Source organism: Microbacterium sp. PA5 (assembly GCF_049860775.1).
GTDB lineage: Bacteria > Actinomycetota > Actinomycetes > Actinomycetales > Microbacteriaceae > Microbacterium.
This window is the reverse complement of sequence record NZ_CP187567.1, coordinates 640,236-660,602: the sequence shown is the minus strand read 5'-3', so window position 1 is coordinate 660,602 and position 20,367 is coordinate 640,236. Positions and strand designations below refer to the sequence as shown.

General features: G+C 72.4%; 17 protein-coding genes and 1 riboswitch. Of the genes, 9 read left to right on the top strand and 8 right to left on the bottom strand.

All coding sequences use genetic code 11. The annotated features are described in order from the left end of the window. Positions 1-9: 9 nt before the first annotated feature. Positions 10-93: riboswitch (ZMP/ZTP riboswitch) on the bottom strand. A gap of 96 nt (positions 94-189) precedes the next feature. The 5 genes from ACPWUT_RS03010 (at position 190) to ACPWUT_RS02990 (ending at position 6,816) form a co-directional block, all read left to right on the top strand. Continuing rightward, positions 190-1,707 (top strand): family 20 glycosylhydrolase, encoded by a 1,518-nt coding sequence (locus tag ACPWUT_RS03010; RefSeq protein WP_425840476.1) that lies wholly within the window; start codon positions 190-192, stop codon positions 1,705-1,707. After that, entirely contained in the window at positions 1,704-2,849 is a 1,146-nt protein-coding gene (nagA, locus tag ACPWUT_RS03005; protein WP_425840473.1) for an N-acetylglucosamine-6-phosphate deacetylase, read from the top strand. The genes ACPWUT_RS03010 and nagA overlap by 4 nt, the downstream gene beginning before the upstream one ends. A gap of 364 nt (positions 2,850-3,213) precedes the next feature. Then, positions 3,214-5,004, top strand: a complete 1,791-nt coding sequence (locus tag ACPWUT_RS03000; RefSeq protein WP_425840470.1) for a sigma-70 family RNA polymerase sigma factor — start codon at positions 3,214-3,216, stop codon at positions 5,002-5,004. Positions 5,005-5,032: 28 nt separating this feature from the next. Next, positions 5,033-5,428 (top strand): YrdB family protein, encoded by a 396-nt coding sequence (locus ACPWUT_RS02995; protein WP_284528260.1) that lies wholly within the window; start codon positions 5,033-5,035, stop codon positions 5,426-5,428. Then, positions 5,425-6,816 carry an FAD-binding oxidoreductase gene (locus tag ACPWUT_RS02990; protein WP_425840467.1) on the top strand — a complete coding sequence of 464 codons (1,392 nt, stop codon included), beginning with the start codon at positions 5,425-5,427 and terminating at the stop codon, positions 6,814-6,816. Before ACPWUT_RS02995 ends, ACPWUT_RS02990 begins: the two co-directional genes overlap by 4 nt. 1 nt (position 6,817) lies before the next feature. Here ACPWUT_RS02990 and ACPWUT_RS02985 read toward each other — a convergent pair whose 3' ends face one another. From ACPWUT_RS02985 to ACPWUT_RS02955, 7 genes are all read right to left on the bottom strand, one after another. Then, positions 6,818-7,465 (bottom strand): hypothetical protein, encoded by a 648-nt coding sequence (locus ACPWUT_RS02985; RefSeq protein WP_425840464.1) that lies wholly within the window; start codon positions 7,463-7,465, stop codon positions 6,818-6,820. 30 nt (positions 7,466-7,495) lie between these two features. Beyond that, positions 7,496-8,275 (bottom strand): glucosamine-6-phosphate deaminase, encoded by a 780-nt coding sequence (locus ACPWUT_RS02980; protein ID WP_284528263.1) that lies wholly within the window; start codon positions 8,273-8,275, stop codon positions 7,496-7,498. Beyond that, positions 8,268-9,215 (bottom strand): ROK family protein, encoded by a 948-nt coding sequence (locus tag ACPWUT_RS02975; RefSeq protein ID WP_425840461.1) that lies wholly within the window; start codon positions 9,213-9,215, stop codon positions 8,268-8,270. Before ACPWUT_RS02975 ends, ACPWUT_RS02980 begins: the two co-directional genes overlap by 8 nt. Before the next feature lies 1 nt (position 9,216). Then, positions 9,217-10,059 carry a carbohydrate ABC transporter permease gene (locus tag ACPWUT_RS02970; protein WP_425840458.1) on the bottom strand — a complete coding sequence of 281 codons (843 nt, stop codon included), beginning with the start codon at positions 10,057-10,059 and terminating at the stop codon, positions 9,217-9,219. Next, a complete protein-coding gene (locus ACPWUT_RS02965) occupies positions 10,056-11,015 on the bottom strand; it encodes a carbohydrate ABC transporter permease (protein WP_284528266.1) in 960 nt (319 codons plus the stop codon). Before ACPWUT_RS02965 ends, ACPWUT_RS02970 begins: the two co-directional genes overlap by 4 nt. Before the next feature lie 149 nt (positions 11,016-11,164). Further along, the gene (locus tag ACPWUT_RS02960) at positions 11,165-12,445 is read right to left on the bottom strand and encodes an extracellular solute-binding protein (protein ID WP_425840454.1); all 1,281 of its coding nucleotides are present in this window, start codon (positions 12,443-12,445) and stop codon (positions 11,165-11,167) included. A 95-nt stretch (positions 12,446-12,540) separates the two neighbouring features. Continuing rightward, positions 12,541-13,680 (bottom strand): ROK family transcriptional regulator, encoded by a 1,140-nt coding sequence (locus ACPWUT_RS02955; protein ID WP_284528268.1) that lies wholly within the window; start codon positions 13,678-13,680, stop codon positions 12,541-12,543. Between the two features lie 196 nt (positions 13,681-13,876). Here ACPWUT_RS02955 and ACPWUT_RS02950 point away from each other — a divergent pair, with 196 nt between their 5' ends. Further along, positions 13,877-15,295: a L,D-transpeptidase gene (locus ACPWUT_RS02950; RefSeq protein ID WP_425840450.1), complete on the top strand. Its 1,419-nt coding sequence runs from the start codon at positions 13,877-13,879 to the stop codon at positions 15,293-15,295. Positions 15,296-15,314: 19 nt separating this feature from the next. Beyond that, complete coding sequence (locus ACPWUT_RS02945) at positions 15,315-16,292, top strand: acetylxylan esterase (RefSeq protein WP_425840447.1); 978 nt, start codon at positions 15,315-15,317, stop codon at positions 16,290-16,292. 6 nt (positions 16,293-16,298) lie between these two features. Here ACPWUT_RS02945 and ACPWUT_RS02940 read toward each other — a convergent pair whose 3' ends face one another. Next, positions 16,299-18,515, bottom strand: coding sequence for an NADP-dependent isocitrate dehydrogenase (locus tag ACPWUT_RS02940; RefSeq protein ID WP_425840444.1), 2,217 nt, complete (start codon positions 18,513-18,515; stop codon positions 16,299-16,301). A 172-nt stretch (positions 18,516-18,687) separates the two neighbouring features. Between ACPWUT_RS02940 and ACPWUT_RS02935 the strand changes: the two genes are divergently transcribed. After that, positions 18,688-19,140: a GNAT family N-acetyltransferase gene (locus ACPWUT_RS02935; protein WP_284528272.1), complete on the top strand. Its 453-nt coding sequence runs from the start codon at positions 18,688-18,690 to the stop codon at positions 19,138-19,140. Between the two features lie 344 nt (positions 19,141-19,484). Next, positions 19,485-20,318 carry a DUF559 domain-containing protein gene (locus ACPWUT_RS02930; RefSeq protein WP_425840440.1) on the top strand — a complete coding sequence of 278 codons (834 nt, stop codon included), beginning with the start codon at positions 19,485-19,487 and terminating at the stop codon, positions 20,316-20,318. Positions 20,319-20,367: the final 49 nt, after the last annotated feature.

The window sequence follows — 20,367 nt, the reverse complement described above, 5'->3', positions numbered from 1 at the left end:
CGAGGTGCTCGCATCGGCCCAGGCGTGCGGTCGAATGCCGTGTCGGTCGCTCCCCGGTGGTGTCCCACCTCAACGCCAGTCGCGACCCCCCGAGCATACCGGATGCGGCGCTGATAGGCTGGCCCGGACGGTTTTGTTAGGAACCTTTACATGCCTCCGCCGGAGTCGCCGGCGGGCAGAATGAGAGCCATGGTGACTCCACCCCCGGTCGTCCCCCTCCCCTCGTCGGCCGAGCGCTCCCCCGGTGCGGCCTTCCGCCTCTCGGACGCCGCCGCACTCTCGGGCGACCCGAGCGCCGCCGCCGCCCTGCGCAGGATCCTGCGGGCCGTCGGAGCCCCGATCGGCCATGACGCCGACGGCACGACGGGCGACATCGACCTCGTCGTGGACGGCGCCGGCGCACCCGAGTCCTACCGGCTCGTCGCCGACGCGGACGGGGTGCGCATCGCGGGCGCCGACGCGGCGGGGCTCTTCTACGGCGTCCAGACGCTCGGGCAGCTTCTCACCCGCGACGACGACGGGGCGTGGCGGATCCCCGCCGTCCGCGTGGACGACGCACCGCGCTTCGCCTACCGCGGCGTCATGCTCGACGTGGCACGCCACTTCCATCCCGTGGCGACCGTCGAGGCCTACATCGACCGCGCCGCCGCGCTGAAGTTCAACGTGCTGCACCTGCACCTCAGCGACGACCAGGGCTGGCGGCTGGAGATCCCGTCGCGCCCGCTGCTGACCGAGCGCGCGTCCGGCTCGTCGGTGGGCGGTGACGGCGGCGGCTTCTTCACCCAGGACGACTACCGGCGGATCGTCGCCTACGCCGCGGCACGGCACATGACCGTGGTCCCCGAGATCGACCTCCCGGGGCACACGCACGCGGTCTCGCTCGCCTATCCCGAGCTGGCCGAGCAGCCCGTTCTCAGCGATCACGTCCGCGACACGGTCCGCGTCTTCGGCGGCGGCCTGCCGCAGCACGGCGAGCCCTACGAGGGGATGGCGGTGGGCTTCTCGTCGCTGCGCATCCGCGAGGAGGAGACGTACGCCTTCCTCGAGGACGTGCTCTCCGACGTGGCCTCCCTCACCCCCGGCCCCTACCTGCACGTCGGCGGCGACGAGGCCCTCGGCACGTCGGCGGAGGACTTCTCCTACGCCATGGCGCGGGCGACCGAGATCGTGACCGGACTCGGCAAGACACCGGTGACCTGGCACGAGGCCGGCGCAGCGCCAGGGCTCGCAGCGGGCACGATCGGCCAGTACTGGGGCTTCGTGACCCCGACCGACGGCATGGACGACAAGACGCGGGCGTTCGTCGCCCGTGGCGGCCGCGTGGTCCTCTCGCCGGCCGACGCGATCTACCTGGACATGAAGCCGAGCGAAGACTTCCCGATCGGGCTCACCTGGGCGCGCGGGGCGACCTCCCTGGAGCGCGCGTACTCGTGGGAGCCGGCGGAGGTCGTGGGCGGCGTCGGCGAAGAGAACATCCTCGGCGTCGAGGCCCCGCTGTGGACCGAGACGGTGCGGGACCTCGCCGACATCGACGCCCTCGCGTTCCCCCGCATCGCCGCCGCGGCCGAGGCCGCGTGGTCGCCGCGCACCGGCTCGCATCCGGACCGCACGTGGGACTCGTTCCGGGATCGCGCGGCCGCCCTGGTCCCGCTGTGGCGCAGCCAGGGCGTCACCGCGGCCGTCGCAGAAGCAGGCGGGTCGCGATGACCACCGTCGTGCACTCCGTGCGTCTGGTCGACGACGGCCGGATCACCGACGACGCGTGGGCGGCGTTCGGCGACGGCGTGGTGATCGCCACCGGGACCGGCGACGGCTGGCGCGCGCTTCCCGCCTCCGACGCGCTCGACGGCGACGGCGGGATCCTCACCCCCGGCTTCATCGACCTGCACGGGCACGGCGGCGGCGGATGCGCGTTCGACGACGGTCCGGAGGCGATCCGCACCGCCCGCGCCGTCCACCTCGCGCGGGGGACGACGCGGGCCGTGCTCTCCCTCGTGACCGCGTCCGTCGACGACCTCGCGGAGCGGGTGCGCACGATCGCGCGCCTCGCGGGCGACGACGCCACGATCCTCGGAAGCCACCTGGAAGGCCCCTTCCTCGACCCGGCGCACAAGGGTGCGCACACCGAGGGCCTGCTGCGCCCGCCGGATGCGGCGACGGTCGACCGCCTGCTCACCGCGGGCGCGGGGACCGTGCGACAGGTGACGCTCGCTCCGGAGCTTCCCGGCGCGCTGGACGCCGTCCGCCGGTTCGTGGCCGGCGGCGCCCGGGTCGCCGTCGGCCACACCGGCGCCACCGCCGCGCAGGCATCGGCGGCGTTCGACGCCGGCGCCACCCTGCTCACACACGCCTTCAACGCCATGCCGGGCATCCACCACCGCGCGCCCGGACCGATCGTGGCGGCGCTCGGCGACGACCGCGTCACGCTCGAGGTGATCGCCGACGGCATCCACGTCGACCCCTCCGTCGTGGCCCTCGCCTTCACCGGCGCGCCGGGGCGCGTCGCGCTCATCACGGACGCGATGGCCGCCGCCGGCGTGGGGGACGGTCACTACGAGCTCGGCGGACTCGCGGTCACGGTCGCCGGCGGCACGGCTCGCCTCGACGACGGCGGTGCGATCGCCGGCTCCACCCTCACGCAGGACGCCGCGCTGAGAGTCGCGGTGGGCGCCGGTGTCGACCTGGCCTCCGCGGTGTCCGCCCTCACCTCCGTGCCGGCGCGCGCCATCGGCGAGGAGGGGCGCTACGGCTCCCTCCGCGCGGGCGCAGCGGCCGATGCGGTGCTGCTCGACGACGCGCTCTCGGTGCGCGCGGTGTGGGTCGACGGCGTCCGCGCGGCCCGCGCCTGACGGCATCCGACCCGGCGGAGATGCGGGGCGGGTACGCCCCCCAGCGCACTCCGCCCCGCCTGTCCCCGTGGGCGCCGCGCCTTCCCCCAGGCGCGCGACCTCGTCCGCGGTCTGAGCCCCAGGACCGCGGCACGCGATGTCGTCCCGCTCCGCGGCAGAGCCGCCGGGCGTCGGGTAGACGACCTCAGATGGTGAGACCGGGGTGGCCCCGGTCTATTACGCGACTTCGCAGAAAACCCCCGCTCGGATGCCCGGACGGCATTTTCCGAGAATCGCGTCATAGCATGCACGCTGACGCGTCTCTTGGGTGGGCCCCGAACCCGACGCCGCCCTCCTCACCCACGGAAGCCTCTCGACGACTGCGATGACCACGACCGACGACACGCGCGACGACGCGCCCGACCTCGCCGACGCCGACCTCGTGCTGCGCACACGGTCGGGCGACGCCGGGGCATTCGGCGAGCTCTGGCGCCGCCACTACCGTTCCGGGCTCTCGGTGGCGCAGTCGATCACGTCGAGCATCGATCCCGACGACCTCGTGCAGGAGGCCTACACGAGGATCTTCCGCTCGATCCAGAACGGCGGCGGGCCCACCGGGTCGTTCCGCGCCTACCTGTTCACGAGCATCCGCAACACCGCCGCGGGGTGGGGCCGCGCACGCCGAGAGACGACCATCGACGAGCTCGAGGCCGTCGAGGATCCCGACGCGAGCGCGCACGCCACCGACGAGGCCCTCGACCGCAGCCTCACGCACCAGGCCTTCCGCAGCCTGCCCACGCGCTGGCAGGAGGTGCTCTGGTACACGGAGATCGAGCAGATGAAGCCGGCCGAGATCGCCCCCCTGCTGGGGATGAAGCCGACCGCGGTCGCGCAGCTGGCGTTCCGCGCACGCGAAGGGCTCCGCGAGGCGTGGATCCAGGCGCACCTGCGGTCGGTGGCCGAGGACTCCGCGTGCCACTGGACCATCGATCGGCTCGGCGCCTACGCCCGCGGCAATCTCGGCAAACGCGACCGCGCGAAGGTCGAGGCACATCTCGCCGACTGCGCACGATGCACGATCGTGGCGTCGGAGGCACGGGAGGTCTCGCATCGACTGGCGATGATCCTCCTGCCGCTCACGGTCGGCACCGGTGCCGCGACCGCGTACCTGGCGACCGTCCAGGGCGGCGGAGCGCCACTGGTCGCGATGGCCGCGGGCGCCTCGACGGCGGCGCCGGGTGCCGTCCTGGTCGGCGGCGGGAGCACCGCCGGTTCGTCGGGGTCCGGGCTCGGGGCCTCCTCGGTCGGGAGCGCGGGCGCCGCCGCCGGCGCGGGCGCGAGCGGCGTCCTGGCCGGTGCCGGCAGCCTCGCGGCGCTCGTCACCCTCGTCGTCGCGGGCGTCGCCGTCGGCGCCGCCGTCGCCATCCCGCAGCTCGTGTCGACGCACGTGGCCGCGCCGGGCGACGGTGTGCCGGGGAAGCCGCTGCCGCCCGCGGGGGACGACGATCCGATCACCCTCCCGGCCCCCGGCCCTTCGCCCACACAGGTGCCTGAAGCCACCCCGACCACCAGCCCCACCGCCGAGCCCGCACCGGCGCCGACGCCGACGTTCGACCCGACCCCGAGCGCGACCCCGAGCCCCACGGCGACGCCCACTCCGGCGCCGACGCCCTCGCCGACGCGCACCGCGACGCCCAGTCCGACTCCGACGCCGACACCCAGTCCGACACCCACGCCCACCCCGACCCCGACCCCGACACCCACGCCCACCCCGACGCCGACGCCCACATCCACCCCGACGCCGACGCCCACACCCACCCCGACACCCACGCCGACGCCCACACCCACCCCGACACCCACGCCCACACCCACCCCGACACCGACACCCCAGCTGCCCGCGGGCATCCCGGATCTCGTCGGCTTCGACTCCGCGATCGCCGACGACGGGACGACGATGGTCTCCCTGTTCGTCGAAGGGCCCGCCGGCGCAACGGTCCGCGTGTGGTTCCCCGACGACGACCGGGTGACGCAGTCAGCGCTCGGCGCCGACGGCACCGGCACGCTCTCGTTCTCGCTCACCGACGAAGAGCTCACCGCCGGGGCGCGCGTCTCGATGGCCTACGTCGCCGGCGACCGCGTCGGCGAGGTCCTCACCCTCGTCGTCCGGCGAGGCTAGCGACGGTCCGAACGGTAGAATGGCCGCCATGGCCGAACTCCCCCACGTGCGCCCGGAAGCACCGGCGGAGCCGCTTCCCGCCGGCACCCGCGCGCCCCTGCACGCGATCGACGTGCTCGCCTTCGTGTGCGAGCTGTTCGCCCTGGCGACGCTCGCGCTGTGGGGGTTCACCGCCTGGCCGCTCCCGTGGAACATCGTCGCCGGCGTCGGGGCGCCGATCCTCGCGATCCTGGTGTGGGCGCTGTTCGTGTCGCCGCGCGCCGTCGTCCGCGTGCACCCGTTCGTGCGCGCCCTGGTGGAGCTGCTCGTCTACGCGGCGGCCACCATCGCCTGGTGGAGCATGGGTCACGCCTGGGTCGGCCTCGTCTTCGGTGTGGTCGCGGTCACCGCGGGACTCCTCGCCGGGCGCCGCCGGCTCGCATGAGCGAGCACGACGTCGTCGCAGAGCTGCGCAGGCAGCTCGGCGACCGCGTGGACACCGCGGCGGAGGCGCTGCGCGCAGCCCGCGCCGACAAGTCGGGCCATGTCTCGGCCGGTCCCCCGCTCGCCGTCGTCCACGCCGAGAGCGTCGCCGACGTGCAGGCGACCCTGCGCATCGCGCATCGGACGGGTACGCCGGTCGTCACCCGCGGCGCGGGAACGGGGCTCGCAGGCGGAGCCAACGCCGGGCCTGGCGAGATCGTGCTCTCCGTGGCGAGGATGGACCGCATCCTCGAGATCCGCCCCGACGACCTCCTGGCCGTCGTGGAGCCAGGGATCCTCAACGCGGTCCTGAACGCGGTGCTCGCCGAGCACGGGGTGTGGTGGGCACCCGATCCGGCCAGCCGGGCCATCTCGACGGTCGGCGGCAACATCGCCACCGGTGCCGGCGGGCTGCTCTGCGCCAAGTACGGGGTGGTGCGCGACGCCGTCCTCGGCGTCGATCTGGTGCTCGCCGACGGGCGGCTGCTCCGGCTCGGGCACCGGAGCGTCAAGGGGGTCACGGGCCTGGACCTCACGTCGCTCGTCATCGGGTCCGAGGGCATCCTCGGCGTGATCGTCGGCGCCACCCTCAAGCTCCGCCCCCGCGTGCCGGGCACGACCCGCACCCTGACCGCGGTCTTCCCCGACGTCCGCTCCGCCGCCGTGGCCGCCGCCGCGGTCACCGCGTCGGGGCTCCAGCCGGCGATCATGGAACTGATGGACGCGCTGTCGCTGGCGGCCGTCCACCGGCTGCTGGGCCTGCCGACCCCGCCGCCCGACGCCGCTCAGCTGACCATCCAGGCCGACGGCGTCGCCGCCGACGCCGAGGCGGAGGCGATCGCCGGTCTCCTCTCCACCCTGGGAGGGCAGGTCGCCCTGGCAGCCGACGAGGCCGAGGGCGAGCGCCTGTGGGCGGTCCGCCGCGCCATGCACCCGGCCATGGAGTCCCTGGGCACCACCCTCATCGAAGACGTGTCGGTGCCCCGCAGCAGGCTTCCGGAGATGTTCGACGAGATCGCCCGCATCGAGTCCGCCTACGGCATCCGCATCCCGACCGTCTGCCACGCCGGCGACGGCAACCTGCACCCGAACTTCGTCTTCGACGCCCCCGCCGGCGCGGATGCCGACGAGGTCGTCGTGCCGGCGCACATCTGGGCCGCCGCCGACGATCTGTTCCGCGCCGCGCTGCGGCTGGGCGGCACCCTGACCGGCGAGCACGGCATCGGCATCCTCAAGCGTCGCTGGCTGGCCGACGAGCTCGGCGACGATCAGTGGGAGCTCCAGCGCCAGATCGCGCGCGTGTTCGACCCCGCCGGCATCCTCAACCCCGGCAAGGTGTTCGCCGACTGACTCAGGCGCGCGGAGGGTAGACCGGCACCGTCGCGCGCGGCTCGGCACGCGACCCGAGCACGATCGCGAGGATCCCGAGCAGCGAGGGCACGACCACGGCCACCAGCGACGAGAAGGCGAAGAGGGTCAGCAGGGTCTCCTGATCGCCCGGCCGTCCGGCGATGGCGACCGCCGACACCTGCGCCAGCACTGCGGTGCCCACGACCGCCGCGAGTCCCCAGGCCGGTGCCCAGTTCCACGGCGGCGGCACCACGCGCGCGCGGCCGACCGCGACCACCGCGACCAGCGCCGCGCCGAACCGGACGGCGGCGTCCGCGTAGCCCCACACCGCGTACGCTCCGGGGTCGGCGTCGGAGTACGGGAAGACCGCCGTCAGCACCCAGATGATCGGCGTGACGGCGGCCAGCGCGATCAGGGCGGTCATCCCGGCCGGGCGCCGCGCGACGACCGAGCCGCGTCCGCCCGGCCCGAGGGCGAAGACGACCATCGACGCCGCGAAGGCGAGCATGCCGATCCAGGCGAAGACGGCGCCGCCCGCCGTCACGAACCCGGCGCTGCCGGTGATCAGAGGCAGCACCGCGCTGGCCAGCAGCAGTCCGCCGCCCCAGATCCACGCCGGCGTCGTCGCCGACCGACGGTCATCGGTCATGCCGTCGACTCTAGCGACCCGGCGCGACGATCAGAGCCCCTGCCAGGCCGGCTTGTTCGCGTAGGCGTACCGGTAGTAGTCGGCGTTGCGCAGCTGCGATGCGGCGGCCTCGTCGACGACGACCGTCACGTGCTCGTGGAGCTGGATCGCCGAGCCGGGGAGCGAGGAGGTCACGGGCCCCTCGACGGCACCGGCGATGGCGCGCGCCTTGCCCTCGCCGAAGGCGAGCAGGAAGAGGTGGCGTGCGGCGAGGATCGTCCCGAGACCCTGGGTGATGCAGTGCATCGGCACGTCGTCGACGGAGTCGAAGAAGCGCGCGTTGTCGGCGCGGGTCTGCTCGATGAGCGTCTTCACGCGTGTGCGCGACGCGAAGGAGGAGCCCGGCTCGTTGAACCCGATGTGGCCCGAGGTGCCGATGCCGAGGATCTGCAGGTCCACCCCGCCGGCGGCGGCGATCGCGGCCTCGTAGTCCTCCCCCGCGTGCTCGATCGTGGCGAGCGCGCCGTTGGGTGTCTGGATCAGGTCGGGATTCAGCCCCAGCGGCTCGACCACCTCGCGGGTGATGACGGACCGGTAGCTCTCGGGGTGCTGCGGGTCGATGCCGACGTACTCGTCGAGGGCGAACCCGCGCACGCGTGAGACGTCGACACCGGCCAGGCGCGGCCGCAGCGCCTCGTAGACGGGCAGCGGCGTGGAGCCGGTGGCCAACCCGAGCACGGCGTCGGGCCGTGCCGAGACGAGGCGGACGATCTCGTCGGCGACGAGGGCTCCCGCGTCGGCGGCGGTGGGGACGATGACGATCTCAGCCATGGGCGAGGGCCTCCTGTTCGTGGGCGGTCGCGCCGATCAGCGCGGCTCCGAGGGCTGCCGCCGGCGACCCCGCCGGCAGCAGTTCGATGCGATCGGGAAGGTGCAGCGACCGCAGGAACGGCGACGCCGCGGCGCTGGCTTCGAGCTCGCTCACCACGAGGTTCAGCATACGGTCGCCGAGCGCGCTCACGCCTCCCCCCAGCACGACGAGCTCGACATCAGCGGCGAGTACGAGCACCCGCACCGCCGCCGCCACCCCGTACGCCAGCCCGCGCCGCAGCTCGCGCGCGGCCGGGTCGCCGTCGTCGGCGGCGTCGAAGATGTCGCGCACGGGCAGCGCGCCGGGGCGCGCCCAGCGCTGGGCCAGGGCGCCCCCGCCGGCGAACGCCTCGATGCAGCCGCGCTGCCCGCACCGGCAGAGCGGTCCGGCGGGGTCGACGGAGATGTGCCCGACCTCGCCGGCGGCGCCGCGCGCGCCGCGCCACAGCGCGCCGTCGGTGACGAGCCCGGCGGCGATGCCTGTGCCGAGGTTCAGGTAGGCCATCGACGACGCGTGCCCCTGGGCGCCGCGCTCGACGCCGCGCAGCGCGAAGGCGCCCACCGCCGCGGCCTTGACGTCGTTCTCGGCGCGCACCGGCACCCCGAACTCCGGCCCGATGGCATCGCGCAGGTCGAGCTCGTCGATGCCGAGGTTCACGGCGTGCGTCACCCGCGCGGTGCCCGGCAGCACCTGTCCCGGCATGCCGATGCCGATCGAGGCGAACTCCACGGGCGCGCAGCCGACCTCCGCGGCGAGATCCGACACGGCGTCGACGAGGGTCGCCACGACCGCGTCCCGCCCCCATCCGGTGGGGCGCCGCATCCGGGCGACGATCTCGCCCGAGGACGCGACGACCACTGCGTCGGTCTTGGTGCCGCCGACGTCGAATCCGAGGCGCATGTCAGCCCTTCACCGCTCCCGACATGAGTCCGCTGGTCATCCGGCCCTGGACGATGAGGAAGAAGACGATCACCGGGATCGCCATCAGCGTCGACCCGGCCATCACCACCGCCCAGTCGGTCGCCTTCGTCGCCTGCACGAAGCTGCGCAGCCAGATGGGGAGGGTCTGGGTCTCCGGCCGCGTCATGATCACCAGCGCGAAGACGAACTCGTTCCACGCCTGGATGAACGCGAAGATGCCCGTGGAGACGAGGCCCGGGGCCAGCAGCGGGAAGGTCACGCGCCAGAACGCCTGATTGCGGCTGCAGCCGTCGATCATCGCCGCCTCCTCGAGGTCGGCGGGCACGCCGTTCACGAAGCCGCGCAGCGTCCAGATCGTGAAGGGCAGCACCATCGCGATGTACACGGCCGAGAGGCCGACGATCGTGTTCAGCAGCTGCCAGCCGTCGAGCACGCGGAAGGTGGAGATGATCATCGCCTCGGCGGGGATCATCTGGATCACGAGGATCGCGATGATGAAGGTCTTGCGCGAGCGGAAGCGGTAGCGGGAGACCGCGATCGAGGCGAGGAAGGCGAACAGCAGCGCCGTCACCACCGTCAGCACGGTCACGGCGAGCGAGACTCCCAGCGCCGGCAGGAAGCCGCCGTCGTTCCACGCCGCCTCGAAGCTGCGGAGCGTGAACTCGTCCGGCCACAGGTGCGGGGTGTCGGTCTTGACCGCGGAGCCGGGCAGGAACGCCGTGTTCACCATCCAGTAGACCGGGAAGACCGAGCAGACGAAGACGACGATCGCGGCGGCGTTGAGGAGGACGCGACCTCCGGTGCGGCGCGTGCGCGCGTTCACAGTTCGTCCTCCGTCTTGAGCATCGTGCGGATGTAGTAGGCGGAGATGGCCAGCAGGATCAGCACGAGGATCACCGCGATCGCCCCTCCGGAGCCGAGGTCGCCGGTGGCCATCGAGACGCTGTAGATGTAGACGCCGATCGTGTTGGTGTCGGCGCGGACGCCGCCGATGGTCTGGAGCGCGTAGATCTGAGCGAACACCCGCAGGTCCCAGATGATCTGCAGGATGAGCAGCACGATCAGGATCGATCGCACGTAGGGGACGACGATCAGGCGGAAGCGCTGCCACCCGCCGGCGCCGTCCAGCGATGCGGCCTCCATGACCTCGTCGGGGACCTGCGTGAGACCGGCGTACGTCGAGAAGGCGACGAACGGGACAGCGCCCCACGTGATGATGATCGCGGCGACGGCGAAGAAGCTCAGCGGATCGCTCAGCCAGCTGTGCCCCTGCCAGCTCTCACCGGTGACCTGCGTGAGGAAGTAGTTGACCAGGCCGTACTCGGTGTCGAAGATCCAGCCCCAGACGATCGTCGCGGTGAGGGCGGGCATGGCCCAGGCCAGCAGGAGCCCGACCGACACGACCGTGCGCATGACCTTCCCGAGCGCCTTCATCATGAGCGCGATCGACACGCCGAGGACCATGGTGGCCGCCACACTGACGACGCACAGGCCGATGCTGCGGGCGAGGACCGTCCAGAACTCGGCGTCGCCGAGCACGCGGAGGTAGTTCTCGATGCCGATGAAGTCGGCGGGTGCGCCGAAGATCTGCTCGCGGCCGTACTCCTGGAACGACATGATCACGAGCTGGACGAGCGGCCAGCCGATGAACACGACGAGCATGATCAGCGACGGGATCAGCAGTGCGAGCGGGGTGGCGTCGAAGCGACGGCGGGGTCGCGGGGGCGGGGGTGATGCGGAAGCCGTCCGCTCAGCGGGAAGCGCGGTCAGGGCCGACACGGTCCTCTCCTTCGATGATCCGGGGGAAGTGTCTGTGTCTGGGTGGGCGCGCCGCGTGGCGGGCCCGGTGAGGGGGCTCGGGCGGATGTGCCCGGATGGTGCGGGGCGCTTCCCCCGGGGCGTGGAGACCCCGGGGGAAGCGCACGGCGTCAGCCGTTGAGGATCGACTCGATCTGGGTGTCGAGCTCAGCCGCGAGCGACGCGACGTCGCCGCCGCCTGCCACCTTCACGAAGAAGTCCTGCAGGAGGCCCTTCGCCTCGACGTCGGCCCACTTCGGGGACGCCGGGGTGAGCTTCGCGTTGGCGGCCGCTTCGGCGATCACCGCAGCCAGCTCGGGGGTCGCCGCGGCGACCTTGCTGCCGAGGCTCTTCTTGGCCGGGACGAGACCGCCGGCGGCCAGTAGGGACTGGTAGTCGTCGCTGAGCATGATCTCCAGCGCGCTCTTGGCGAGCTCGGGGTGCGCCGACTTCGCGGCGATGCCCACGTTGGAGCCGCCGGCGAACACCTGCGCGGCGCCGCCGTCCTTGCCCGGGAGGGCGAAGTAGCCGAGCGTGTCGGTCAGCGCCGTCTCCTTCTGGTCCTCGTCGGCGACGATCGACCAGTAGGCCCAGCTCGGGACCGACAGCGTGGCGGCCTTCTCGGTGCGGAAGGGCACCCATGCCTCGGTCTCGTCGCCGTCCTTCGCAGCCAGCGACGCCTCGGTCATGAGCTCCTGCACCTGGGTGAGGCCGGCGACGGACGCCTCGGAGGACAGCTGCGCGTCCCACGTGCCGTCGTCGTTCTGCACCGCGACCTCGCCGCCGTTCTCCCACACGAAGGGCAGCGCGTTGTACCAGTCCTTGCCCGGGAAGTAGACACCCGAGACGCCGTCGAGGGCGTCGGCCAGCGCCACGCCGTTGGAGACGTACTCGTCGAGGGTGGTCGGCACCTCGACACCGGCCTCCTCGTACTGGGCGGTGTTGTAGAAGACGACGCGCGCACCCGAGTAGTACGGCGCCGCGTACAGCTTGCCGTCCCACGTGCCCGCCTCGACGAAGCCGTCGAGGAGGTCCGAGCCGCCGAGCTGCTCCTGGATGTCGGTGAGGTCGAGCAGCGCGCCGGCGGAGGTGAAGGCCGCCGCCTGGGTGTTGCCCATCTCGACGATGTCGGGGCTGTCGCTGGAGGAGAGGCTCGTCGTGAGCTTGTCGACCAGACCGGTCCACTGCTGCTCCTCGATGACCAGCGTGCTGCCCGGGTTCTCGTCGGCGAACGTGTCGATGAGGTAGTCGCGCGCCACCTGGGGCGTGTCGGTGCCGACGAGCCACACGCGCAGCTCACCCGGCTCCGGCGTGCCCGCGGACGTGGGCGTCGTTGCTCCGCCGCCCGCGCAGCCTGCGAGAACGACAGCCGAAGCGCCGAGGAGCGCCACGGCTCCGAGCTTCTTGTTCATGGTGTCTTCCTTCGTTATCTCTTGGTGTTCCGGAGGGATCGGGCGACCCGTCCGGAGGCGGGGTCGGCGACCCCACCCGAGGGTGGTGCAGGGTGTCAGGACACCCCGAGTTGTCCCGACAGGACCATGACGGCCGCGCCGCGGAGGACGATGTCCTCGCCTTGCGCCGTCATCCGCACCTGCACGCCGTCGTGGAACCGGGCGAGCGTGCGTGCGCGGAGTGTCTCGACGGTCGCCTGCGCCAGCGCGCCGTCGAGAAGTTCGAGGGGGCCGGAGAGGACGATCTCCGACAGATCGAGGGCGCCGACGATGGGCGCCAACGCGATGCCGAGGCGTTCGCCGGCATCGCGCAGCGTCGCGTCGCGGCCGGCGTCGTCGACGGCGAGCCTCCTCTCCAGCGACGGGACCGACAGCCACGCCTCGAGGCAGCCGACCTTGCCGCAGACGCACTCCGGTCCCCCGTCGGTGCCGACCGTGACGTGGCCGATCTCGCCCGCGGCGAAGCGGCTGCCGCGCATGGGCTGTCCGCCCGCGAGCAGGCCCGAGCCGACGCCTCGGCCCACCCGCACGAGCAGGACGTCGTCGGGCGCGCCGCCGAACGTGTACTCGGCGAGGACCGCGGCGTTCGCATCGTTGGCGACCAGCACGGGCAGACCGAGCTCGCGGGAGAGGACGCCCTCGAGATCGACGCCCGTCCAGCCGAAGTTCGGCGCGGCCAGCACGATGCCGCGGTCGTCCACGACGCCCGGGGTGCCCACGCCGACGCCGAGCACCGGCGCGTGCGCATCGGCGACGAGGTCGCGGGCGAGCTGCGTCACGACGCCGAGGATGTCCTCGCGATCGGCGGGCACGGCCACGTCGTGGCGCGCCACGATCTCGCCGTCGAGGGTGAGCACCGCGCCGAGGAACCGGTCGGTGTTGGAGAGGTCGAGGCCGACGATGCGGTGGCCCTCGCGATCGAGGTCGACCAGGATCGCGGGCTTGCCGGGGCCGGACGCCTCGCGGGTGCCGCGCTCGGCGACGTAGCCGTCGGAGATCAGCTCCGCCACGAGGTCGGAGATCGTGACCCGCGTGAGGCCGGTCTCGCGGGACAGGTCGGCGCGGCTCATCGCGCCCTGGTGGAAGAGCGTCTGCAGCACGAGCGAGCGGTTGTGGGCCCGCGCGTGCTCGGGGAGCACCTTGGTCACCTGACGCAGCACGCGACCGCCGAAGGAGCGCGTCTCAGTTCCGGTCATGTTTGTTAGTACACCTTACGAACACCTCCCCCGCAAGGAGTTCGGTGAATTCGGCAGGACCATTTACAAAACTGTTACATTCGCGACTCATGGGGTGACGACGGCGTCGCGGCCGGCGCCGTCGCGCGCCCGCTCCGGCCCGCACGCGCCGTCGCGTACCATGGAGGGGCGCTGCAGCGCGAATTCTCTCGTGGGGGTGACCGTGACCGATACGTCGTCGACCGCGACCGTGTCCGCACCGGATGCCGCCGCACCGGCCGTGCAGTGGGCCCCCGCCGAGCCCCGTCCGAAGCGCGCGCGCTGGGGACTGAGGATCGGGGTCCCCGCGGGTGCCGTCGGCGTCGTGGCCGTGGCCGCCTCCCTCGTCCTCATCGCCCCCGGCACGGCCGTCGCCGGGGTCCCGGTCGGCTTCCTCACCGCCGGAGCCGCGAGCGACGCCATCGCGCAGCGCCTCGCCACCACGACGGTGACCCTCGGCGAGGGCGGTCCGACGCTCACCGGCGCGCAGCTCGGCGCCATCGTCGACTCCGGCACCCTCGCCGGCCAGGCCTACCACGACCGTCCCCTCTGGAACGTCAGCCAGTGGTTCGGCGACACCGCCGACGCCGAGATCGCCGTCGACGCGACGACGGCGATGGCCGCCCTGCAGGCAGCCGCTCCCGACCTGTTCACCGCTCCCGTGTCCGCCGAGGTGTCCTTCACCGGCAGCGCCTACGAGCTCACCCCCGCCGTCGACGGCGAGGGGGTCGACGTCGCCGTGGTCGCCGAGGCGCTGCAGGATGCCTTCTCGTCGGGCACCGCGGACGTCGTCGTCGATCCCGTCCTCGTGCCCGTCGAGCCCGTGTCGACGACCGCGGAGGCCCAGGAGGCCGTCGACCGGCTCAACGCCATGCTCGGCGACATCGGCTTCTACGTCGGAGCGGAGCGCACCGTGCCGGTGAGCCCCGCCGAGGCCGCATCCTGGCTGAGCATCGGCACCGACGAGTCCGGGGCCTTCACGATCGCCGCCGACCCCGCCAAGATCCAGGTGGCGGTCGACGCTCTGGACATCGACCAGGAGGTCGTGGACGGCACCGTCGTGGTCAACGCCGCCGGCGACGTGCTCCGCGACATCGTGGCGGGCCAGGACGGCCGGGTGCTCGGCGACACATCGGGTGTCGCGGCCGCCTTCGCCGCCCAGCTGGCAGAGGGCTCCGCAGCCTTCGAGCTCCCCGTCATGGTGACCCCGCAGAAGACGACGGAGCTCGAACGGCTGCTCGAGGTCGACCTCAGCAAGCAGCGCCTGTACCTGAAGGAGAACGGGAAGGTCGTCGACACCTGGCTGATCTCCAGCGGGCGACCGGGAGCGGTCACCTACCCCGGCCACTTCTCGATCGGCTGGAAGACGGCGTCCCAGGACATGCAGGGCACGGCCCGCGACTCGGGCAAGAAGTACACGCAGGAAGACGTCCCGTGGGTCATGTACTTCAACGGCAACCAAGCGTTCCACGGCGCGTACTGGCACAACAACTTCGGCAACGTCATGAGCGCCGGCTGCGTCAACATGCCGCCCGCGAAGGCGAAGATGATCTACGACTGGTCGCCCGTCGGAGTGGACGTCTGGATCCACGCCTGACCGTCGATAGTGTGGCGGGGTGCCCCGCTTCGACCTGAGCCTGCCCGAACTCGAGGACTACTCCCCCGTCGTCCGCGAACCCGAGGACTTCGACGACTTCTGGCGCGAGACCCTCGCCTCGTCGCGTGCGCAGGCGAGCCCGGCGACCCTCACCCCGCATGCGACGCCGCTGAGCACCGTCGATGTGTTCGACGTCACCTTCTCGGGCTTCGCGGGCGATCCCGTCAAGGCCTGGCTGACGGTCCCCCGCGGCGCCTCGGAGCCGCTCCCCGCCGTCGTGGAGTACCTCGGCTACGGAGGCGGTCGCGGCCTCCCGGTAGACCGTCTGTTCTGGTCCGCCGCCGGATACGCCCACCTGCTGATGGACACCCGCGGCCAGGGCTCCGGCTGGGGCTCGGGCGGGCACACCGCCGACCCCCACGCCACCGGCCCGTCCGTGCCCGGCTTCCTCACCCGCGGCATCGAGGACCCGTCCGCGTACTACTACCGGCGGGTCTTCACCGACGCCGTGCTGGCCGTCGACGCGGTCCGCGGCCTCGACATGGTCGACGCTTCCCGCGTGGCGGTGACCGGCGGAAGCCAGGGAGGCGGCATCGCCCTGGCCGTCGCCGGGCTCCGCGACGATCTCGTCGCGGCCATGCCCGACGTGCCGTTCCTGTGCCACTTCGAGCGCGCGGTCGGGATGACCGGCTCCGACCCGTATCAGGAGGTCGTGCGCTACCTCGCCGTGCACCGGGATGCGCAGGAGCGGGTGTTCTCGACGCTGAGCTACTTCGACGGCGTGAACTTCGCGCGCCGCGCCTCAGCCGCGGCGCTGTTCTCCGTCGCGCTCCTGGACCCGATCTGCCCGCCCTCCACCGTCTTCGCCGCGTTCAACCACTACGCGGCGAGCGACCGCCGCATCGAGGTCTACACGCACAACGAGCACGAGGGCGGCCTGGCGTTCCAGATGCTCGCGCAGGCCGAGTTCCTCGCGTCGCGGACGGTGCGGGAGTAGCGCGTCCTACAGCGCGTCGATGATGCCGTTGAGCGTCGCCGACGGCCGCATGACCGCAGCGACCTTTTCGGTGTCGGGGTGGTAGTAGCCGCCGATGTCGACGGGGTTCCCCTGGACCGCGAGGAGCTCGGAGACGATCGTCTCCTCGGCGGCGGCGAGCTTCTCGGCGATCGGCGCGAACGCGGCGGCGAGCTCGGCGTCCGCGGTCTGACCGGCCAGCTCCTGCGCCCAGTACAGGGCGAGGTAGAAGTGGCTGCCGCGGTTGTCGATCGTGCCCAGGGCCCGGCCGGGCGACTTGTCGTTCTCGAGGAAGGTGCCGGTGGCCGCGTCGAGCGTGTCGGCCAGGACCTTCGCCTTGGCGTTGCCGGTGTACTCGCCGAGGTGCTCGAAGGACGCCGCGAGTGCGAAGAACTCGCCCAGCGAGTCCCAGCGCAGGTAGTCCTCCTCGACGAGCTGCTGCACGTGCTTGGGAGCGGACCCGCCCGCGCCGGTCTCGAACAGGCCGCCGCCGGCCAGGAGCGGGACGATCGAGAGCATCTTGGCGCTCGTGCCGACCTCGAGGATCGGGAACAGGTCGGTGAGGTAGTCGCGGAGCACGTTGCCGGTCACCGAGATGGTGTCCAGGCCGTGGCGCATGCGCGCGAGCGTGTAGCGGGTGGCCTCGGCCGGCGAGAGGATCGAGATCTCCACGCCGTGCGTGTCCATCGTCGCCAGCGCCTGGTAGACCTTCGCGATGATCTGCGCGTCGTGCGCGCGGTTCACGTCGAGCCAGAACACGGCCGGCGAGCCGGTGGCCCGGGCACGCCCGACGGCCAGGCGCACCCAGTCGACGACGGGCAGGTACTTGGTCTGCGTCGCGCGCCAGATGTCGCCCGTCTCGACGTCGTGCTCGATGACGACCTCGCCCGAGCCGTCGACGATCTGCACGACGCCAGGGGCGGCGATCTCGAAGGTCTTGTCGTGGCTGCCGTACTCCTCGGCCGCCTGGGCCATGAGACCGACGTTGGGCACCGTGCCGATGGTGGCCGGGTCGAGCGGGCCGTTGGCGATGACGTCGTCGATGACCGCCTGGTAGACGCCCGCGTACGACGAGTCGGGGATGACGGCGATCGTGTCGGCCTCGCCGCCGTCGACGCCCCACAGCTTGCCGCCGTTGCGCACGAGCGCGGGCATCGAGGCGTCGACGATGACGTCGGACGGCACGTGCAGGTTCGTGATGCCCTTGTCGCTGTTGACGTAGGAGAGGCGGGGGCCGTCGGCGAGGCGCTGCGCGAACGCGGCCGCGATCTCCTCGCCCCCCTCGACCTCGCCGAGCCCGGCGAGGATCGCGCCGAGGCCGTTGTTCGGCGTGAGCCCGGCCGCGGCGATGCGGTCGCCGAAGCGGTCGAAGACGTCGCCGAAGTACGACCTGACGACGTGGCCGAAGATGATCGGGTCGCTGACCTTCATCATCGTCGCCTTCAGGTGCACCGAGTAGAGCACGTCGTCGGCGACCGCCGTCTCGAGCGTGTCGGCCAGGAAGGCGTCGAGGGCGGCGGCGGAGAGGAACGTGGCGTCCACGATCTCGCGCGGGAGCACCTTGAGGTTGTCCTTCAGCACGGTCACCGTGCCGTCGGCGGCGACGTGACGCACCGTCAGCACGTCGTCGTGCGCCGCGACCCAGGACTTCTCGTTGCTGCGGAAGTCGTCGTGGCCCATCGTGGCGACCCGCGTGCGGGAGCCCTCGGCGAAGGGCTTGTTGCGGTGCGGGTGCTTGCGCGCGTAGTTCTTGACCGACAGCGGCGCGCGACGGTCGCTGTTGCCCTCGCGGAGAACGGGGTTCACCGCGGAGCCTTTGATGCGGTCGTAGCGGGCGCGGATGTCCTTGTCCTCGACCGAGGCCGCGTCGTCGGGGTAGTCCGGGATGTCGTAGCCCTGCGACTGGAGTTCGGCGATGGCCGCCTTCAGCTGCGGGAGCGAGGCCGAGATGTTCGGCAGCTTGATGATGTTCGCCTCGGGCAGGGTCGCCAGCCCGCCGAGCTCCGCGAGCGCGTCGCCCACCTGCTGCTCCGGCGTGAGCCGCTGCGGGAAGGCGGCGAGGATGCGCCCCGCCAGGGAGATGTCGCGGGTGTCGAGCTCGACGCCCGCCTGCCCCGCGAAGGCCTGGACGATCGGCAGGAACGACGCGGTCGCCAGAGCCGGGGCCTCGTCGGTGTGGGTGTAGATGATGGTGGAGTCGGGCACGGGTGTATCTCCTGATGAGCGTCTGTAGGGCGTCTGAGCGGCGTCTGGAGGGGCGTCACGGCATCGCCGCCCAGCCTATCGCACGCGCGGAAAGTATCTCGACGTCGAGATATCTCGACCCGGTCGGAGAATCGGGAGTGCGGCACACCCGTGCGGCAGGTAGCCTGGGCCCATGACCGAGCTTCGCCTGGTGGAACTGTCGGCCGCGACCATCGTGGCCGTCAACGCGATGTCTCTGAAGCCCGGCCAGGAGCAGTTCCTCGCCCCCACGAGCTATGCCGTCGCGGCCGCCGTCATCAATCCGGCCACGGCCTGGCAGCGCGTCGTCCTGGACGACAACGAGGTCGTGGGCTTCGTCAGCGCGAACTTCGACCCCGAGGCGCCGCAGGAGCACTTCCGCTCCGTGCTGTGGCGCATCAACGTCGACGCCGACGACCAGGGCCGCGGTGTCGGGCGCTTCGCCGTCGAGCGCCTGCTCGACGAGGCCCGCAGCCGCGGCATGGACCACATCGACGTCATCTACGAAGCCGGCGAGGGAGGACCCGAGGCGTTCTTCCGCCGCGTCGGGTTCACGCCGGTGGATGAGACGGAGTACGGCGAGGTCGTCGCCGAGATCCGCCTGTAACACCCCTCCCGCCTCCTTCCCACAGCCGTGGGAGTCCGACCGGCGGCGAGACCTCGTATACCCTCCCCCATCGGGGTCTCGCCGCCCTCGTCCGCGCCCGCGGATCCGGACGCCGCCACCGGACGCCGCCGCCGGACCCCGCCACCGGATTCGGAGAATGCGAGCGGATTCGGGGCCTCGGGCGCCGGGCATCCGAATCCGGCGCGATCATCCGAATCCGCTCGCGCGAGGTGGGCGGCCCGGGCGACCGCGGCGCCTCCTCCCGAGCGACGCGAGCGTGGCCGCTGTGCACGAGCGGCGGCGGACCGGGACGAACCCCGGGCCCGCGACGCGACCCTGGTCGGATGGATCTGAACGCGTGGGTCGCTGCCCGTGGCGGGATCGTGCACCGCAGCGACATCCTCGACCGCGGAATGAGCGCACCGGCCCTTCGCCGAGCGATCGCCGACGGCGCCGTCCTGCGGGTGCGGCGGTACTGGGTCGCCGTGCCCGACGCCCCGCCGCAGCTGGTGGCGGCCGCTGAGGCGACCGCGCGTCTGGCCTGCGTCTCGGCCGCGCGCCACCGTGGCTGGTGGATGCCGCCCGAGGTGGACGACCGGCTCCACCTCCACGTGCGTCCCCATGCCGAGGGCGCTCGGGAGGCCGGCGTCGTCCGCCACTGGACCGTCCCGATCGGCGCGCTCCATTCCCGCCTCCTCGTCGAATCCGTCGAGGACACCCTCCAGCACCTCGCGGACTGTCAGCCGCGGGAGACCGCCCTCGTGCTGTGGGAGGATGCTGCCCGCTCCGAGAACCTGCCGGCCGATGTGCTCCGACGTGTCGCGTGGCGCTCGCCGCGCGCGCGGGAACTGGCATCGGTCCTCACCGGCCTCATGGGCTCGGGGCTCGAGACGGTGTTCGTCGACCGGCTCCGCCGCTGGGATGTGACCGTGCGGGTGCAGGTCGGGCTCGCCGGTCACGACGTCGACGCGGTGATCGACGGCTGGCTCGTCGTCCAGCTCGACGGCTTCCGCTATCACTCGTCATCGGCGGAACGCACGCGCGACCTCGCGCACGACCGGGAGCTCGTGGCGCGCGGCTACACGGTGCTGCGCTTCTCGTACTCCGAGGTCGTCTACGGATGGGACCGCGTGGAGCACGCGATCGCCCGCGCTCTCGCGCAGCGCCGCCGAGCCTGATCGTCCGACGGGATTCGGAGGTCGTCACCGGATTCGGAGCCCAGGGTGA

What these genes read in the sequence shown, in the direction of transcription:
- ACPWUT_RS02930 (WP_425840440.1), top strand. Translation starts at nt 19,485, where the DNA reads ATGGATCTGAACGCGTGGGTCGCTGCCCGTGGCGGGATCGTGCACCGC.
- ACPWUT_RS02935 (WP_284528272.1), top strand. Translation starts at nt 18,688, where the DNA reads ATGACCGAGCTTCGCCTGGTGGAACTGTCGGCCGCGACCATCGTGGCC.
- ACPWUT_RS02955 (WP_284528268.1), bottom strand. Translation starts at nt 13,680, where the DNA reads ATGACCGGAACTGAGACGCGCTCCTTCGGCGGTCGCGTGCTGCGTCAG.
- ACPWUT_RS02980 (WP_284528263.1), bottom strand. Translation starts at nt 8,275, where the DNA reads ATGGCTGAGATCGTCATCGTCCCCACCGCCGCCGACGCGGGAGCCCTC.
- ACPWUT_RS02995 (WP_284528260.1), top strand. Translation starts at nt 5,033, where the DNA reads ATGGCCGAACTCCCCCACGTGCGCCCGGAAGCACCGGCGGAGCCGCTT.
- ACPWUT_RS02960 (WP_425840454.1), bottom strand. Translation starts at nt 12,445, where the DNA reads ATGAACAAGAAGCTCGGAGCCGTGGCGCTCCTCGGCGCTTCGGCTGTC.
- ACPWUT_RS02990 (WP_425840467.1), top strand. Translation starts at nt 5,425, where the DNA reads ATGAGCGAGCACGACGTCGTCGCAGAGCTGCGCAGGCAGCTCGGCGAC.
- ACPWUT_RS02975 (WP_425840461.1), bottom strand. Translation starts at nt 9,215, where the DNA reads ATGCGCCTCGGATTCGACGTCGGCGGCACCAAGACCGACGCAGTGGTC.
- nagA (WP_425840473.1), top strand. Translation starts at nt 1,704, where the DNA reads ATGACCACCGTCGTGCACTCCGTGCGTCTGGTCGACGACGGCCGGATC.
- ACPWUT_RS02985 (WP_425840464.1), bottom strand. Translation starts at nt 7,465, where the DNA reads ATGACCGATGACCGTCGGTCGGCGACGACGCCGGCGTGGATCTGGGGC.
- ACPWUT_RS03010 (WP_425840476.1), top strand. Translation starts at nt 190, where the DNA reads ATGGTGACTCCACCCCCGGTCGTCCCCCTCCCCTCGTCGGCCGAGCGC.
- ACPWUT_RS03000 (WP_425840470.1), top strand. Translation starts at nt 3,214, where the DNA reads ATGACCACGACCGACGACACGCGCGACGACGCGCCCGACCTCGCCGAC.